The sequence below is a fragment of the Crassaminicella profunda genome, from assembly GCF_019884785.1.
GTDB classification, from domain to species: domain Bacteria; phylum Bacillota; class Clostridia; order Peptostreptococcales; family Thermotaleaceae; genus Crassaminicella; species Crassaminicella profunda.
On the sequence record NZ_CP082326.1, the window covers coordinates 2,763,634 to 2,779,067 of the forward strand.

At 31.6% G+C, this 15,434-nt stretch carries 14 protein-coding genes and 2 riboswitches; of the genes, 5 read left to right on the forward strand and 9 right to left on the reverse strand.

The features are described 5' to 3' along the window. Nucleotides 1-11: 11 nt before the first annotated feature. The 5 genes from K7H06_RS13085 to K7H06_RS13105 form a co-directional block, all read right to left on the reverse strand. Nucleotides 12-299, reverse strand: a complete 288-nt coding sequence (locus K7H06_RS13085; RefSeq protein ID WP_223036492.1) for a hypothetical protein — start codon at nt 297-299, stop codon at nt 12-14. A gap of 83 nt (nt 300-382) precedes the next feature. Then, nucleotides 383-1,003, reverse strand: a complete 621-nt coding sequence (gene prfH / locus K7H06_RS13090) for a peptide chain release factor H (RefSeq protein WP_223036493.1) — start codon at nt 1,001-1,003, stop codon at nt 383-385. A gap of 7 nt (nt 1,004-1,010) precedes the next feature. Then, nucleotides 1,011-2,096, reverse strand: coding sequence for an RNA ligase RtcB family protein (locus tag K7H06_RS13095; RefSeq protein ID WP_223036494.1), 1,086 nt, complete (start codon nt 2,094-2,096; stop codon nt 1,011-1,013). 271 nt (nt 2,097-2,367) lie between these two features. After that, nucleotides 2,368-4,563, reverse strand: coding sequence for a M56 family metallopeptidase (locus K7H06_RS13100; protein WP_223036495.1), 2,196 nt, complete (start codon nt 4,561-4,563; stop codon nt 2,368-2,370). Between the two features lie 30 nt (nt 4,564-4,593). Further along, nucleotides 4,594-4,983, reverse strand: coding sequence for a BlaI/MecI/CopY family transcriptional regulator (locus K7H06_RS13105; protein WP_223036496.1), 390 nt, complete (start codon nt 4,981-4,983; stop codon nt 4,594-4,596). Nucleotides 4,984-5,187: 204 nt separating this feature from the next. After that, a riboswitch (TPP riboswitch) is annotated at nt 5,188-5,296 on the forward strand. Between the two features lie 89 nt (nt 5,297-5,385). Between K7H06_RS13105 and thiD the strand changes: the two genes are divergently transcribed. From thiD to thiE, 3 genes are all read left to right on the forward strand, one after another. Next, nucleotides 5,386-6,192, forward strand: coding sequence for a bifunctional hydroxymethylpyrimidine kinase/phosphomethylpyrimidine kinase (gene thiD, locus K7H06_RS13110; protein WP_223036497.1), 807 nt, complete (start codon nt 5,386-5,388; stop codon nt 6,190-6,192). Then, nucleotides 6,185-7,417 (forward strand): putative hydroxymethylpyrimidine transporter CytX, encoded by a 1,233-nt coding sequence (gene cytX, locus K7H06_RS13115; RefSeq protein ID WP_223036498.1) that lies wholly within the window; start codon nt 6,185-6,187, stop codon nt 7,415-7,417. Before thiD ends, cytX begins: the two co-directional genes overlap by 8 nt. Nucleotides 7,418-7,535: 118 nt before the next feature. Beyond that, nucleotides 7,536-8,165: a thiamine phosphate synthase gene (gene thiE / locus K7H06_RS13120; RefSeq protein WP_223036499.1), complete on the forward strand. Its 630-nt coding sequence runs from the start codon at nt 7,536-7,538 to the stop codon at nt 8,163-8,165. A gap of 93 nt (nt 8,166-8,258) precedes the next feature. Here thiE and K7H06_RS13125 read toward each other — a convergent pair whose 3' ends face one another. Together K7H06_RS13125 and K7H06_RS13130 are read right to left on the reverse strand one after the other, a co-directional pair. Further along, nucleotides 8,259-10,334: a methyl-accepting chemotaxis protein gene (locus K7H06_RS13125; protein ID WP_223036500.1), complete on the reverse strand. Its 2,076-nt coding sequence runs from the start codon at nt 10,332-10,334 to the stop codon at nt 8,259-8,261. Nucleotides 10,335-10,467: 133 nt separating this feature from the next. Further along, complete coding sequence (locus tag K7H06_RS13130; protein ID WP_223036501.1) at nt 10,468-11,778, reverse strand: Na+/H+ antiporter NhaC family protein; 1,311 nt, start codon at nt 11,776-11,778, stop codon at nt 10,468-10,470. A 67-nt stretch (nt 11,779-11,845) separates the two neighbouring features. Next, nucleotides 11,846-11,949, reverse strand: a riboswitch (SAM riboswitch). A 385-nt stretch (nt 11,950-12,334) separates the two neighbouring features. Between K7H06_RS13130 and K7H06_RS13135 the strand changes: the two genes are divergently transcribed. Together K7H06_RS13135 and K7H06_RS13140 are read left to right on the forward strand one after the other, a co-directional pair. Continuing rightward, the gene (locus tag K7H06_RS13135) at nt 12,335-12,709 is read left to right on the forward strand and encodes a RidA family protein (RefSeq protein ID WP_223036502.1); all 375 of its coding nucleotides are present in this window, start codon (nt 12,335-12,337) and stop codon (nt 12,707-12,709) included. Nucleotides 12,710-12,784: 75 nt separating this feature from the next. After that, the gene (locus K7H06_RS13140; protein ID WP_223036503.1) at nt 12,785-13,975 is read left to right on the forward strand and encodes a dicarboxylate/amino acid:cation symporter; all 1,191 of its coding nucleotides are present in this window, start codon (nt 12,785-12,787) and stop codon (nt 13,973-13,975) included. A 99-nt stretch (nt 13,976-14,074) separates the two neighbouring features. Here the strand turns inward: K7H06_RS13140 and trmB are convergent, their stop codons facing one another. Both trmB and K7H06_RS13150 read right to left on the reverse strand, forming a co-directional pair. Next, the gene (gene trmB / locus K7H06_RS13145; protein WP_223036504.1) at nt 14,075-14,710 is read right to left on the reverse strand and encodes a tRNA (guanosine(46)-N7)-methyltransferase TrmB; all 636 of its coding nucleotides are present in this window, start codon (nt 14,708-14,710) and stop codon (nt 14,075-14,077) included. Nucleotides 14,711-14,853: 143 nt separating this feature from the next. Next, nucleotides 14,854-15,423 (reverse strand): ANTAR domain-containing response regulator, encoded by a 570-nt coding sequence (locus K7H06_RS13150; protein WP_223036505.1) that lies wholly within the window; start codon nt 15,421-15,423, stop codon nt 14,854-14,856. Nucleotides 15,424-15,434 lie beyond the last annotated feature (11 nt).

Here is a 15,434-nt window from a genome sequence, read left to right on the forward strand (position 1 = left end):
TTTTAGTATACCTAATTTAATTCTTTTATAATTCTCTTAATTGTATAATACGTAAATATGATTGCTGTTATAGCTATTACACTCATCATTAAATGAATAGCTTCCATTCTAGGATTACTTAATGTGTGAACACCATGAGCTGAATTATACCATTCAATATTCATAGCGTTTCCCCATATGCCTACTAAAATAGCAACTACTATTAAAAACATAAACAGTATTTTACCATTACAGAAAGTTTCTAATAAACTATATTTAAATACGTTAATAAAGTATTTAAATCCTATTGGATTCAGCATCCAAATCACTTCCTTTTATAGGTTCGTTTATATGATCAGAAACAAAACTGTCCTTACATTTCGTAAAGACAGTTTTTAAATTTTTATTTCTTTATCTTAAACTTCTTCCCCTCAAAAGTTCTCACAGGATTCCCTCTTACTAAAGCCTTATGTTGCTGCCATAATCCTTTTTTGAAATCATCTAAAGCTTCTTCATTTTTATTTTTAAGAATTCTTTCAAGGATGGCAAGGGCTAGTTTTTTATTTTGATATTGACTTCTCTCTTCCTGTGCTTTCACCATAATCCCTGTTGGCAAATGGGTCACTCTTACAGCCGTTTCTAGTTTATTTACATTTTGTCCCCCAGCTCCTGAACTTCTCATGGTATCTATTTTTACATCTGACAAGTGAAAGCTATATTTTTCCTGTTCTTCATAGACTTCCACATTAATATACCAATTTTTCCTCTTATGATTGGGTCGATAAGGACTCTTACAAATCCAGAGAATGGTTCCTTCCATACTTTTTAGGTATTTCCTTACTCCTTCTCCTTCAATGCGTAAAATAACCGATTGATAATTTCCTGGATATTGTCCCTCTTCATGTCCTACTAGTTCTATTTTAAAATCCTTTTGTTTGCATTCTTTGATGACCTGTTTGAAAAAAAGTCCTACACCTAAAGCACACTCCTCAGGTCCTGCTCCACTACTAATTTGCATCCACATAACCCAATCACCCCTTATAAGTTATGACAGGCTTTAATGTAGCAATGACCTCAATTAAATCTGCCTCTAGTAAATCTTTTATAACTGTTTCAATATTTTTATAGGCTTCAGGAGCTTCTTCAAATAGCAAACTTTTATCTTTACAAATCACAGCTCCACCCAATTGAGTTTGTTTGATTGTTTTTTTTGTGTATTTATTCATGAGTCTTTCTTTGCAGCCTCCACGACTCCATTTCCGTCCTGCTCCATGAGCAATAGAGTACGCTGAAACCTCACTTGGCTTTGGCATGACAATATAAGTCAAATCTCCTCTTGATCCAGGGATAACAACTGCTCCAACATCTGCTGGTGCTGCTCCCTTTCTGTGGATATAGACTTCTTTATTTTTGATAGCTTTTCTTACAATACTATTGTGGGTACTATCTAACACCCTAGTCATCTCTATTCCAAGTAATTTCATGAATCTATTAGCAATCATTTTTCGATTATTTTCTGCCCAATAGATGGCTCTCTCATGCTTTTTTAGATATGCGTCTGCTTCAAATGTTCCTATTTTAAGTCCCTTTTGTGCATGATATTTTTTAATGGCTTCATCTAGGATGCTTTCTCCATAGCCTCTTGATCCACTATGAACTAAAAGGTATATATGCTTTTTACTAAGTTCTAATCTTTCAAATGCTTCTTCATGAAACACTTTCTCAATTTCTTGAAACTCAGCAAAATGATTGCCTCCACCGATAGTTCCCATTTTTTCTTTAAAGGAAGTTGTATCGTCAAAAGTATCTTCTATAAGAATATCCTTTATATTTAAAGTAGCTTCTAATTTTTTAATCCATTTATCTTTTTTTACTTTATGCTTTTTCACATCTGTCATAAAAAAACTCATCCCACAGCCTATATCATTTCCTATAATATGAGGATATATCATCTCTTCACTCACAAAAGCTGCTCCTACTGGAGTTTTTCCCGGGTGCAAATCTGGAAGTCCTACTGCCTTGATGATTCCTTTAAGGGATGCGATGCCCTTTAATTGATCTACTGCACTTTGTTCTATCCAACTTTTATTTGATGCGATTATTTTGATTTTTTCCATAGGTTCTCCTTTTCTTATTCGATTCTTTCATCTCTCCAATTTTTTATTTCATATCTATAGATCATCATCATAATAATCGCCCTCTTTCTACTATTTTCTATATTTCCATAGACATCCACCTTCAGTATTAGATTTAACAGGTGATAATGATAGGATAAGGAATGACATTGCTATCATCACCTTTGTATGATTTTTAGTGTGAACTCTATATACATTATTATTCTAATGGTATTGGTTCATTTTTTCAAATCTATTTTTATGTACAAAAAGTCTACTTAAAATACGGCGTTTCATTAATAAAGAATTTCACAATATTTTCTTTGCGCTTAAATGTTCCAGTAAATTCTACTGTATATATAATATTGTCTTTTTTCCACATATAATACTGCTTATCTTTTCCTTCAAAGGTAAACATTTTAGTATCCTCTATATTCATGATTTTAGCTTGTATTTCTGTTTCCCGATCATATCCATTTTTTTCTAAAAACCCATAGCGATGGATACTTTTTGTTTGAATAAATGTTATTTCTGAAGAATTGTCCTTTTCCTTTTGAAATAGTGTTTCTAATTGAGTCCATGGTTCTGTTTCTAAATACATAGGACAACCAATACTTGAAGAAACTGCCGTAAATCCTTCAGGCAACTTTAATGGAAACTTTGGTACAAAGCCAATAATTTTTTCTGCTTTTCTTAAATCTTTATCCCCATAGATATACAAATAATTTTCCCAGGCTTTCGATACATAGTCCATATTTTTTAATTCTTTCGTATACCTAAGAGAGGATAAAATGGTTTCCATATCTTTTATAGGAATTTCACTCATAGAAGTATCTCCATAATAAGAATTATTTTCAAAATAATAATCTAAGCTATACCATATTCCATCCTCTTGCCAAATAAAATATTTTTCAATATGTTCAATCGTAGGGATATGCTTTGTATTTTTTGTATTATTTTTTTCTAATTCCTTTATCCCTTTTTCTGTCCACTCATAATTAAATTTAGTTGTTACACGTATCCCTTGAGTATTAGCAATGGTCATGGGCTCTATAGTAGATTTTTTAGTAATTTTTTCATCATGGCTTCCTTTATATATTTCATAAGACTTTTTCTTTTCATCCTCCATCAATTCTTTTTTAGAAATTGTTAGGGTAAAGGCTGAAGTATCAACAACATTTTTCACAGCAAACTTTATTCGAAGTACATCATCATGCAAAATGATTGAATCAAAGATATAATTATTTAGGTCCGTATCTGGAACTTTAAAATCAAAATTAACAAAATCAAGAGCTCGTTCTAATGTATTAAAATGAACTGGCGTATCTAAGCTAAATCCCTTATTTTGAAAACTTGTTTTATTATTAGTATTTATTTGAGCATTAGTAAGTGTAAGAGGGGTAAGCAATAAAAATATAAGCACCACCAGGATAGATATTTTATAAGAACTTTTTTTAAAGGTTTTTATCATCATAATTCTCCTCTCAATTTGATTTTTATTTTCATAAAAATATGCAGGAATCATTTTTTTTGAAATATGGTTTGAAAAAATACTAGATAGTTTTAAAATAGTCAAACCATACTCTGTTCCTTCCTTTTCTTCAAGAATTTCAAGAACACCATAATCACAAGATAATTCCCTATCAAATCTCATTTTTTTTACTGCAAACCATACAACAGGATTAAACCAATGAAGGCTTAGGGCTATTGTTTCAAATAAATTGTAAAATAAATCTTTTCTTTTATAATGAATCAATTCATGTAAAAGTATATAATATAGCTCTCTTTCTCCAACCATTCTTAGAAGTTCTCTAGGAAGATAGATTTTAGGATGAATCAGTCCAGCTATAAAAGGACTTTTGATGCGTTCTTCATAATATAATTCAATATTTTTATTCATTTTCAATTTTTCTTTTAACAGATTCAAAATTTGAATCACTTGAGAATCATTGACCTTTTTAAATTTTTTTGCTTTTTTATTAAAGTTAATAGCAGTAAACATAATTAATAAAAATATAGTTAAAAATCCAAAGCACCAAATATATGAAGCTACTTGAAAGCTTATTTTTGAAAAAGAATTTTCAAAAGAAATCTTCTTCTTATTTTCTAAAATCTCTTCTTTCGGTAAATTGCTTTTATTTATGGTTTGTCTTTTTATAGGGGCTATATCAGAACTTTTTTCATTTTCACTTATCTCTTCTGATTCTAATGTATAAAAGCTATCAATAGACTGATTATAACCTATCATATGTTGATGATTTTCAGGTAAAAGATTAAACATACTCAATGGACTTTCAGGAGTAAAAGGAATCAACAATCGTATCATGACTAAAAGCCATAAAGCATGATAAAATCTTAAATCCATATGATTTTTTATAAGCTTTTTTAGTAAAATAACACAAAAGATCATCATGGTAGATGTCAATGATGCATATAAAATCCATACAAATATAATTTCTAGTAAGTTCATACATAACGCTCCTTATAAGCATGATAAGGTCTATTCTTTATTTTTAGTTTCTTTTTTTTCCTCTAAAATTTTTTGAAGCTTTTCTATTTCCTTTTGAGATAGATTTTCTTCCTCTAGAAATTTTGAAAATAGTGTTCCTAAAGCACCATCATAGATTCTTTGAAGAAAAGATTTATTTTCTACCTTTACATAATCATCATAAGAAAATAATGGATAGTAAAGATAGCTTCTTCCAGACTTTTCAAATCCAATAACTTTTTTATTGAGAAGTCTATTGATAAAAGTTTTGATGGTTTGATGAGACCAGCCCATCTTCTCTGATAATACATCAATAATTTCATTAGATGTTAAGGGGTTGTTTTTCCATAAAAGCTTCATAATTTCAAATTCAGATTCAGATATTTTAGGAATATTTTTCATTCCACACACCTCCATAGAATATTTGGTTTACAAACATAATCCACAAACAAAGTTTACACTTGTAAACTTTGTTTGTCAACTATTCTTTTTCAATTAAAACTATTCCATATGATCCGTATGGGAATAGTTTTGCAAAATTTTAAAATAACTATTAGCTCTTGTAAATACTTTGTAATCGTAGTATCATAAAGTCGAACAGAATATTTTTAACGCTAGGGGAGCTGGTTCAATCAGCTGAGAGTAAGAATGTTGATTCTTTGACCCTTAACCTGATCTGGATCATGCCAGCGTAGGGAAGCAATACATAAAATACTATTGCACGAATCCTTACTGGGTTCGTGCTTTTTTATTACTTCCAATCAAAGCTTTAAAAAATCATTAGAATAGAAAGGATGAATTTTTATGAAACATTGTTTAACGATTGCAGGATCTGATAGTAGCGGTGGTGCAGGGATTCAAGCAGATTTAAAAACATTTTCAGCCCACGCTACATTTGGTATGAGTGTCATTACAGCAATTACTGCTCAAAATACACAAGGAGTCTTTGATGTACAAGATATTACCCCAACTGTTATTGCCAATCAAATCAAAGCAATTTTTGATGATATTCATGTTCACGGTATCAAAATTGGTATGGTATCTCAGACAGAAACTATTGAAATCATTGCAGATACTCTAAAAAAATATGATCTACCTCCATTGGTATTAGATCCTGTTATGATTTCAAAAAGCGGATATGATTTATTAAAACCTGAGGCCAAAAAAGCTTTAATTGAAAAATTATTGCCTATGGCTACATTAATCACACCAAATCTTCCAGAAGCAGAGGAAATATTAGGATATCGCATAGAAAATTTGGATACAATGAAACAAGCCTCAAAAGATTTACATGATTTAGGCCCTAACTTTGTATTAGTAAAAGGTGGACATCTTTCAGATACAGCCACAGATGTTTTATATGATGGAAAAGAGTTTTACTTATTAGATCAAGAAAGAATAAAAACGACTCACACTCATGGTACAGGATGTACTCTATCTTCTGCTATTACTGCCAATTTAGCAAAGGGCATGCCTATTTATGAAGCAGTAAAAAAAGCAAAGCAATACATTACAACAGCTATTATGCATGGATTCTCTATTGGTCATGGGGTAGGTCCAACCCATCATTTTTATGAACTTTATGAAAAGGCAGGTATTTTAAATGACTAATGAAAAACTCGGTTTAAGTAGCTTTCACCTTTTAGCATTATGGTTTGGTGCGTCCATCTCCATTGCTGAAATTTTAACAGGGGGACTTTTAGCACCTATGGGATTTTCTAAAGCTTTCACAGCTATTCTTATAGGACATCTTATTGGAACAGGTATCCTTGTTCTAGGTGGATTCATAGGTGCAGAAAGTAAATTACCTTCTATTATGTCCACAAGAATCTCTTTTGGGTCCTATGGTTCCTACTTATTTTCTATTTTAAATGTATTACAGTTAATTGGATGGACGGCTGTTATGATTATTTCTGGAGGCCGCTCTGTTAATGAAATCACTAAAATTTTATGGTCTTTTGATCACTTGACTCTTTGGTCTTTTGTCATCGGCATTTTTATTTGCTTATGGATTTTCCTTGGTAAAAATGGATTCCAGAAGCTAAATTTGATTGCAGTAGCTCTATTATTTGGATTAACTATCGTTTTAAGTACTGTTGTTTTCAAAGACAGTTCTGTTTTTACTAGTAAAAGTGTAGAACCTTTGTCTATGGGAACAGCTATTGAATTAAATGTGATTATGCCCCTTTCATGGCTTCCACTGATTTCTGACTATACACGTTTTTCAAAAAACAAAAAATCAGGACTTTTCGGTAGCTTTATAGGATATTTTGTAGGAAGTACATGGATGTATACCATTGGCCTTGGCGCAGCTATTATGGCAGGAAATGCTGATCCAGGAAGTATGATGCTTGCTGCAAATCTAGGATTATTTGGCTTAGGCATTATTGTTTTATCCACTGTTACCACTACATTCTTAGATGCTTATTCTGCAGGGGTTACCTTTTTAAATGTTTTCCCTAAATTAGAAGAAAGAAAAGTTGCATTAGCTATGGGGTTAATCGGTATGGTTTTAGCCATTCTTATTCCTATTGAACAATATGAAAACTTTTTATACGCAATCGGATCTGTTTTTGCGCCCCTATTTGCTGTACTCATGACAGATTATTTTGTTTTTAAAAAGAAAAATATCGAGAAAAACTTACTAGTTCATTGGGGTTCTTTTGTAATTTGGGCCATAGGTGTTTATCTTTATTATCAATTTATCAATATGGACTTTTTCTTAGGGGCAACTGTGCCTGTTATGATGAGTACAAGTATCTTATTTATAGTTACAAAAAAGGTGACAAATTCATGGGTATATTTAAAAAAACATCCCACTGCTTTATCAGAGTAAAAGCAAAAAGGCCACTGATTCATCACATTACAAGCTATGCAACAACTAATAATTGTGCAAACAAATGCTATTAGTCAAATACACCCTAACACCTTGATACAGGAGGCGAAAATACAGTATGTTAAAAACAATGGATAAAACCATTTATTTAGTAACAGATGATGCTCAAATGGATTTTGATACCCTTTATAAAAAAACAGAATTAGCTCTACAAGGAGGAGTGACCCTCCTTCAATTAAGAGAAAAAAAATCTTCCTCTAGAACCTTTTATCAACATGCTCTAAAAATGAAAGATTTATGTAAAAAATATGATGTTCCACTCATTATTAACGATCGATTAGATATTGCTCAAGCAATAGATGCAGATGGTGTTCATTTAGGGCAAAGTGACCTTCCCTTAACAATTGCACGAACAATATTAGGTCCTGAAAAAATCATAGGCATTTCAGCAAGAACTATAGAGGATGCTATCCTTGCTGAAAATAATGGTGCTGACTATCTAGGAGTAGGCGCTGTATTTCCTACAAGCACTAAAAATGATGCAACGGTCATTTCCGAAAAAGTTTTTCATGACATTCAAGCTAATGTATCTATTCCTATTGTGGCTATCGGCGGAATTACACTAGATAATGCATCTACTATTATCAGAAGAAAAGTAAATGGCATTGCCGTAGTCTCTGCAATACTTGGTCAAGAGGATCCTAAAAAAGCAGCTACCCATTTAAAAACTTTATTCATTACAATGTAAAATGATCAAAGCTGCACCCTCATCAAAGGATGCAGCTTTTTTTATCTTCATCATCCTAATTCTTTTTATATAAAAAATACCATACAAGGGTCTTTAAATTTCAAAATTATTGATGCTCTCATTCAATATTTTTGAAATTGATCTTAACTTTTCTGCCGTCCTAGAAATCTCTTCTATTACAGCTGTTTGTTGCTGAATAGATGCTGAAATTTCTTCTGTAGAAGCTGATGATTGTTCTGTTATAGCTGATATTTCTTGAATAGCACTAATTACTTTTTCTTTATCTTCATCTACCTTCATAATACTTTTTGTAAGTATTTCTATTTGTTCAATCATTTTGTTTACAGATCTACTGATAATCTCAAATTTCTCGCTGGTAATGTTGGATACCTTTTCAGTTTTTCCTATAATCTCTTTTGCCGTGTCTATTTTTAATTTTGTATGAACTACTTCTTCCCTCACATCATTCGTTGTATCTTTAATGACTTTTACATTGTTTGTTACTTGTTCAGCTAGTTTTCTTATTTCTTCTGCAACAACAGCAAATCCCCTTCCAGATTCTCCTGCTCTAGCTGATTCTATCATTGCATTTAATGCCAATAGATTTGTCTGGTCTGCTATAGCTTGAATGGTTTCACTAATCATACTAATAGATTGAGATTTATGATCTAATTGATCTACTTGATCCGTGATATCTGATGCAATATGAATATTATCATTAATAGATTGCTGCAAATCTGAAATCGCATCAGCACCTTCCTGATTTGCTATAGTAATTACACTTGTATGTTCTCTAATATATTCTGATTTTTCTACTACAACAGCAATTTTTTCAGCAAATCTATCCAGCTTTTCAACGCCATCTTGGGCATTTTTTGCTTGTTCCATTGATCCTTTTGCCAATTCATCTGTTGCTTGAGATATGCCTTCAAAAGTCATGGAAGTGTCTTCCGTAGCATTGGCTAAGGTATTGGCATATTCATTTACTTTTTTTGATGATTCTTTAAAGTTTATAACCATATCTCTCAATGTCTTTCTCATATTCCCTAATGATTTTATCATTTTTCCTGCTTCATCTTTTTTTTCCGTCTCTATGATCGTATCCACTAAATTCAAGTTAGCCATTTTGTCTAAAGAGTCTCTTGCCATTATAATAGGTTTAGATATTCTATTACTTAAAATCCATGCAATAAGGATGGATACTACCAAAGAGCACATCATTATCATAAGAATCAATAAACTTAATCTATGCAATACAGAAAACACTTCTTCCTTAGGTGTATTCACAACAAGTGTATATCCATTATTTAGCTTATGATAGCTTATGAGCTTTTCAATACCACCAAATTCAGTCTTCATATTTCCTTTATATTCTTTCTCTATAGCATCTATTATATCTGCATATTTCCCATTAGATAGGGTTTTCATATTGATATCCTTGTCAATGGTTGGATGGATCATATAATTATAATTAGGATCAAGCATGAAAAAATAACCTGTATCATTTACTTTTATATTCTTTATTCTTTTTTCTAAATCTTCAAAGCTAAAATCCATCCCTACAACACCTAAAAATGTATCCTCTACGTATATGGGCTTCACATAAGAAATTAAATACATATGAATATTTTCATTCATATATGGTTTGAGCCATATACCACTCTTTGATTCCATAGGTTCATAATACCAGCCTACATGCTCATGATCATCTGATGCATATTTTGTTACATCTATTATCATTTGTCGTCTATATTGCCCATCTCCTTCTTCCATATACCAAACCCCTTGTCCACCATCACCCAATTCATGGTTTATCACAAAATATGCACTTAATGTCTCTTTTGTGTTTTCTGCCATATATGCTATAGTTGGATCTATTTGTTCTTTATATTTTTCTATATATTCTGGTGTATTTTTTAACTTTTCTACATCAAAGTTCATTTCCAGCTGATCTGCCATCTCTTCTACTTTATTTTCCATTTTCTCAAAAATACTTTCTACTTCATGGGCTTTATTTTCTACCATTAACATTAATTCGTTATTTGCATATTCTTCAATGATTTTCGAACCTTTATAAATACTTATGGTACCAATCAAAACAGCTGTAATTAAGGAACATAACATAATAGACAAAACAATTTTCCCTTTTATGCTTTTTAACTTAATCATTTATAATCCTCCTAAAGATTGTTTTCTTCTCAGTATATAAATACTTACTTTTATTGCTTATGTGCATAATATAAGGAAAAATTGCATCAAATAAAAAAGCCCTCAATATTTTCATATTAAAGGCTTTTTTCATCTATCTTCCAAAATTTAAATTTTTAGCAGTACTTTTTTTCACCTTAGGAATCCCCAATGCAATTGCTAATAGTGCACATATTCCCATTAAATAAGGATAATATAAATACCTCATAATAGCAAAGGATGAGGTTCCTGCAACACTTGCTGCCACCAATAGTTGTGCTCCATAGGGTATGACCCCTTGACAAAAGCATGAGAACGTATCTAATATGCTTGCTGCCCTTCTTGGGTCTACCTCGTATTGTTCTCCTATATCTTTTGCGATAGGTCCTGCCATAACAATAGCGATAGTATTATTTGCTGTACAAGCATCTACTACACTTACTAAAATACCAATCCCTAACTCTGCCCCTTTTTTACTATGAATTCTACTAGTAATAAAATCTAGTAAGAAATCTATTCCTCCATTGTATTTTATTACCTCAACCATTCCACCAATTAAAAGAGAGATGATTACAATTTCAGACATGCCCATAATCCCTTTTCCAATTGCCTGTACAAATCCCCATACATCAAAGGCATTTGTAAATATTCCTACAACTCCTGCAAATAAAGTTCCTCCAACTAAAACAACCATTACATTTACACCAAATAATGCTGCAATTAAAACTGCTAAGTAAGTAAATACCTTCATAATATTATAATCATAGCTCCCACTTAATACAGAAGTATCTCCCACATTCATAGAAATAAATATAATTGCTGTAATAATAGCTGCTGGTACTACAATAATAAAATTCATCTTAAATTTATCTCTCATTTCACAACCTTGTGTTCTTGATGCTGCGATAGTTGTATCAGAAATCATAGATAGATTATCTCCAAACATAGCACCACTCACTACTGCTCCTAATGCAAGGCCTATGGGAATCCCTGTTTTTTCAGCAATCCCCACTGCCATAGGAGCTAAAGCTACGATGGTTCCTACTGACGTACCAATAGATAATGAAATGAAACACCCTATAACAAAAACTCCAGCAATTAATATGTTTCCAGGTAAAATACTAAGTCCTAAATTCACTGTAGAATCTACAGCTCCCATTTCCCTTGCTACTTGTGCAAATCCTCCTGCCAAAATAAAGATGACACACATAAGGATAATATTATTGTTTCCTGCACCCTTACAAAACACCTCCACCTTGTCATGAATACTTTCCTTTCTATTCATAGCAATAGCAACAATACTTGCAGCTAAGAATGCCACAGTTACAGGCATTTTATAGAAATCTCCAATAACAATAGATGTTACAAGATACAGTACAAGAAAAACTACTAAGGGGAGTAGCGCCCATGGATTTCCTTTTTTCATTACATTCCCTCCTATATTTTTTTGCAATAAAAAAACCTCTTGCAGACAAACAAGAAGTAATATGCTATTCTCATCTGCCAGGTTAAACCTGCTGGAATTGGCACCACAAAACAAAATGTTTTAGGTTGCCGGGCTTCATAGGGCCAGTCCCTCCACCTCTCTGGATAAGATATTCTATTTTATTTGATTTTTACACTTCATTTATTATATTCCTCTATAGATATAAAGTCAATATGTATTTTAATCCATCTTTAAATGAAAAAAAATCTTACAAAATTTCATTTTTATGAAATATTTTCCTCAAAAAATATTTTTTTATTGCAATAATAAATTATTTGCAATAAAATAAAAAAGTTGTATACTATTGGTAAACAAAATGGTAAAAACTTCTTAAACTACTCTTTATTCATATAATAACATTATTAAACAAATCTAAACATAAAAAATTCAGATAAGATTTCTATCTTCTGTAAGTAAACATTTTATAAAAAACAACTACAAGCATATAACTCCACCATTACTTAAATCCAATTATCATAAAAAGAGGAGGATACATATGAAAAAAGCAATTAGTACACAAGCAGCACCTGGTGCCATTGGTCCTTATTCTCAAGGAATTGCACTACAAAATATGATTTACACATCAGGACAATTACCAATAGATCCTAAATCAGGGGATATGCCAAAAACTATTGAAGAACAAACAAAACAATCTCTTGAAAATGTAAAAGCGATTTTAGAAGAAGCTGGAAGCACTCTAAAAAATGTTGTGAAAACAACTGTTTTCCTAAGTGATATGAATAATTTCGCTAAAATGAATGAAGTATATAGTCAATATTTTGATCAAGCTTATCCTGCAAGAAGTGCAGTAGAAGTAGCAAGATTACCAAAAGATGCTTTAGTAGAAATCGAAGTTATAGCATATAAGTAAAATGATTTGAGTAATAGTGGAGTATTATATATAATGTTCAAAAATGTTTTTCAACTTTTGGGGAGGGTTATAGACATGAGTAAAAAAAAAGGATTAGGCTTAATTCCTAAATTATTAATCGGTATTACCGTTGGTATTATTTTAGGTCTTTCTGTGAGTCCAAAAATTATAGCCATTATTACAACCATCAAAGAAATTCTTGGCTCATTTATATTCTTCACTGTACCTTTAGTTATATTCGGATTTATCACACCTGCTATTACAGGTCTTAAAAACAATGCAAGTAAAATGTTAGGTACTTTTTTAGGAATGTCTTATTTATCTGCAGCAGGTGCTTCTGCACTTTCAGCTATTGCAGGATATATTATCATTCCTCACTTACATATTGCAAGTCAAGCACAAGCTTTAAAAGAATTACCTAAAACAGCATTTCAATTAAACATTGAACCCATCATGCCTGTAATGACTGCCTTAGTATTAGCAATTTTAACAGGTGTGTCAGTAATATGGACAAAATCTGAAACAATGAATACTCTTCTCAACGAGATGCAAAATATGATTTTAGCTATCGTCAACAAAATTGTTATTCCTATTCTTCCATTCTTTATTTCAGCAACTTTTGCAGGATTAGCTTATACAGGAAGTCTAACAGAACAATTACCTATTTTCTTAAAAGTAATCGTTTTAGTACTAATAGGTCACTTCATTTGGTTAAGTATCCTTTATTCTATTGGTGGTGCTGTATCAAAACAAAATCCTCTAGACGTTGTGAAGTATTATGGTCCTGCTTATTTAACAGCTGTAGGTACTATGTCTAGTGCTGCCACACTACCTGTTTCATTAAGATGTGCTCACCGCTCAAAAGCCTTAGTCCCTGAAGTTGTTGACTTTGCCATTCCACTTGGTGCAACAACCCATCTTTGTGGATCTGTTTTGACAGAAACATTTTTCTGTATGGTTATCTCTAAGATTCTTTATGGAGCATTACCTGATGTTGGAACCATTGCACTATTCACTCTTTTATTCGGTATCTTTGCAGTAGGTGCTCCTGGCGTTCCTGGAGGAACAGTTATGGCATCTTTAGCCATTGTTACAGGTGTATTAGGATTTGATTCATCTGGAGTTGGTCTATTAATCGCAATCTTTGCATTACAAGATAGCTTTGGTACAGCTTGTAACATCACAGGAGATGGTGCATTAGCTTTAATCCTTAGAGGACTTTTCTATGATAAAAACGGAAAAGCAAAAGCAAATGTTTCTGCATAATTTTTTTTAATCATACTCAAAAGAAATGGATGAATTATGCAGCTAACAGCTCCAAATGCATAAAAACACTTGCCAAAATTAAGTGCAAGTGTTTTTCATTTATTTTCTTCCTTCACATCTATAGATTTTTAATCCTTGTTGCATAAATTTTTCTTCATATTCTGTTGTAACATTTCCTTCAAAATCACTCTCTTCCAAATTCAAAGAAATATTTTTTAGTTTTAAATCTGCACCAGCAAATTCATTTAGTGAAAACTCAAATAGTTTTTCATTATCTGTTTTAAAATGAATTTCTCCTTGATTACTTAATAACTTTTTATACATTTCCAAAAATCTATTATGAATCAACCTTCTTTTAGCCCATCTTCTCTTTGGCCATGGATCACAAAAATTAATAAAAATCCTCCTTATTTCCTCATGCTCAAAGTATTCCAATATTTTAGTTACATCTCCCCATACAAATAAAATATTTTCCAAAGGATTCTCGTGAATCTTTTCAACGGCCTTTAATAATACTTCTTCCTTCATTTCCATTCCAATAAAATTAATATCTTTATGCTGCTTAGCAAGAGTCGTTAAAAACTTACCTCTGCCCATACCTAACTCCAAATAAATAGGATTTTGATTATTAAATCTTTCATTCCATTTTCCTTTTAATTCACCTGGATCTTTTAATACATATCCTGTATAGCTTAAAAGTTTTTCATCTGCACCTTTTTTCTTTCTTCTTCTCATGGTATTCTCCTTATATAAAATATTCACTTCTTGTATTCAAATTATATATTGCAATTATACATGAATTCATCCACTGTATCTAGTAAATAATATTATAAAAAAAGAGCCTCTCTATACGGAGGCTCTATTGGATTCATTATTTTCTATATATATTTTTTTATAATTTTTTCTGCCATCTGATCCATTGATATGCACGCATCCATGCTTTTCCTTCTTAATAACTTATAAGCTTCCTCCTCAGAAATCCTTAAATGTTCTATCAACAATCCTTTTGCTCGATCAATCTTCTTTCTGTTTTCTAAAGTACTCTCAAGCTTTTCTATTTTTTTTGATAATTGATGCATCTTACTCCCATTCATAATTGAAAACTCTACCATTTGATACAATTGATCAGGGTGAATGGGTTTCATCACATAAGCAAAAACATTCATATTTTTCAATTTCTGATAAAAAGAATTTGTTGGATTACTCGTAACAAAAAGTACCGTTGACAATTGATCCTCTTCTATAATACGAGCAGCTTCATAGGCATTCATTCCCCAAAGGTTTGTGTCCATAATTAAAAGTTTTGGAAAAACACTTCTAGAAATTCTTATCGCTCCTGCTCCATCTGTTGCTTGATAAGTCTTATACCCTTTTTTATTTAATAGTTTGCAAATAAGTTTTCTAGAACTTTCACTACTGTCTGCAACTACAATCCTATAACTGTCCATGTGACCACTCC

What these genes read in the sequence shown, in the direction of transcription:
- K7H06_RS13130 (WP_223036501.1), bottom strand. Translation starts at nt 11,778, where the DNA reads ATGAAAAAAGGAAATCCATGGGCGCTACTCCCCTTAGTAGTTTTTCTT.
- K7H06_RS13085 (WP_223036492.1), bottom strand. Translation starts at nt 299, where the DNA reads ATGCTGAATCCAATAGGATTTAAATACTTTATTAACGTATTTAAATAT.
- thiD (WP_223036497.1), top strand. Translation starts at nt 5,386, where the DNA reads ATGAAACATTGTTTAACGATTGCAGGATCTGATAGTAGCGGTGGTGCA.
- trmB (WP_223036504.1), bottom strand. Translation starts at nt 14,710, where the DNA reads ATGAGAAGAAGAAAGAAAAAAGGTGCAGATGAAAAACTTTTAAGCTAT.
- thiE (WP_223036499.1), top strand. Translation starts at nt 7,536, where the DNA reads ATGTTAAAAACAATGGATAAAACCATTTATTTAGTAACAGATGATGCT.
- cytX (WP_223036498.1), top strand. Translation starts at nt 6,185, where the DNA reads ATGACTAATGAAAAACTCGGTTTAAGTAGCTTTCACCTTTTAGCATTA.
- K7H06_RS13150 (WP_223036505.1), bottom strand. Translation starts at nt 15,423, where the DNA reads ATGGACAGTTATAGGATTGTAGTTGCAGACAGTAGTGAAAGTTCTAGA.
- K7H06_RS13140 (WP_223036503.1), top strand. Translation starts at nt 12,785, where the DNA reads ATGAGTAAAAAAAAAGGATTAGGCTTAATTCCTAAATTATTAATCGGT.
- K7H06_RS13100 (WP_223036495.1), bottom strand. Translation starts at nt 4,563, where the DNA reads ATGAACTTACTAGAAATTATATTTGTATGGATTTTATATGCATCATTG.
- K7H06_RS13095 (WP_223036494.1), bottom strand. Translation starts at nt 2,096, where the DNA reads ATGGAAAAAATCAAAATAATCGCATCAAATAAAAGTTGGATAGAACAA.
- K7H06_RS13135 (WP_223036502.1), top strand. Translation starts at nt 12,335, where the DNA reads ATGAAAAAAGCAATTAGTACACAAGCAGCACCTGGTGCCATTGGTCCT.
- K7H06_RS13125 (WP_223036500.1), bottom strand. Translation starts at nt 10,334, where the DNA reads ATGATTAAGTTAAAAAGCATAAAAGGGAAAATTGTTTTGTCTATTATG.
- prfH (WP_223036493.1), bottom strand. Translation starts at nt 1,003, where the DNA reads ATGTGGATGCAAATTAGTAGTGGAGCAGGACCTGAGGAGTGTGCTTTA.
- K7H06_RS13105 (WP_223036496.1), bottom strand. Translation starts at nt 4,983, where the DNA reads ATGAAAAATATTCCTAAAATATCTGAATCTGAATTTGAAATTATGAAG.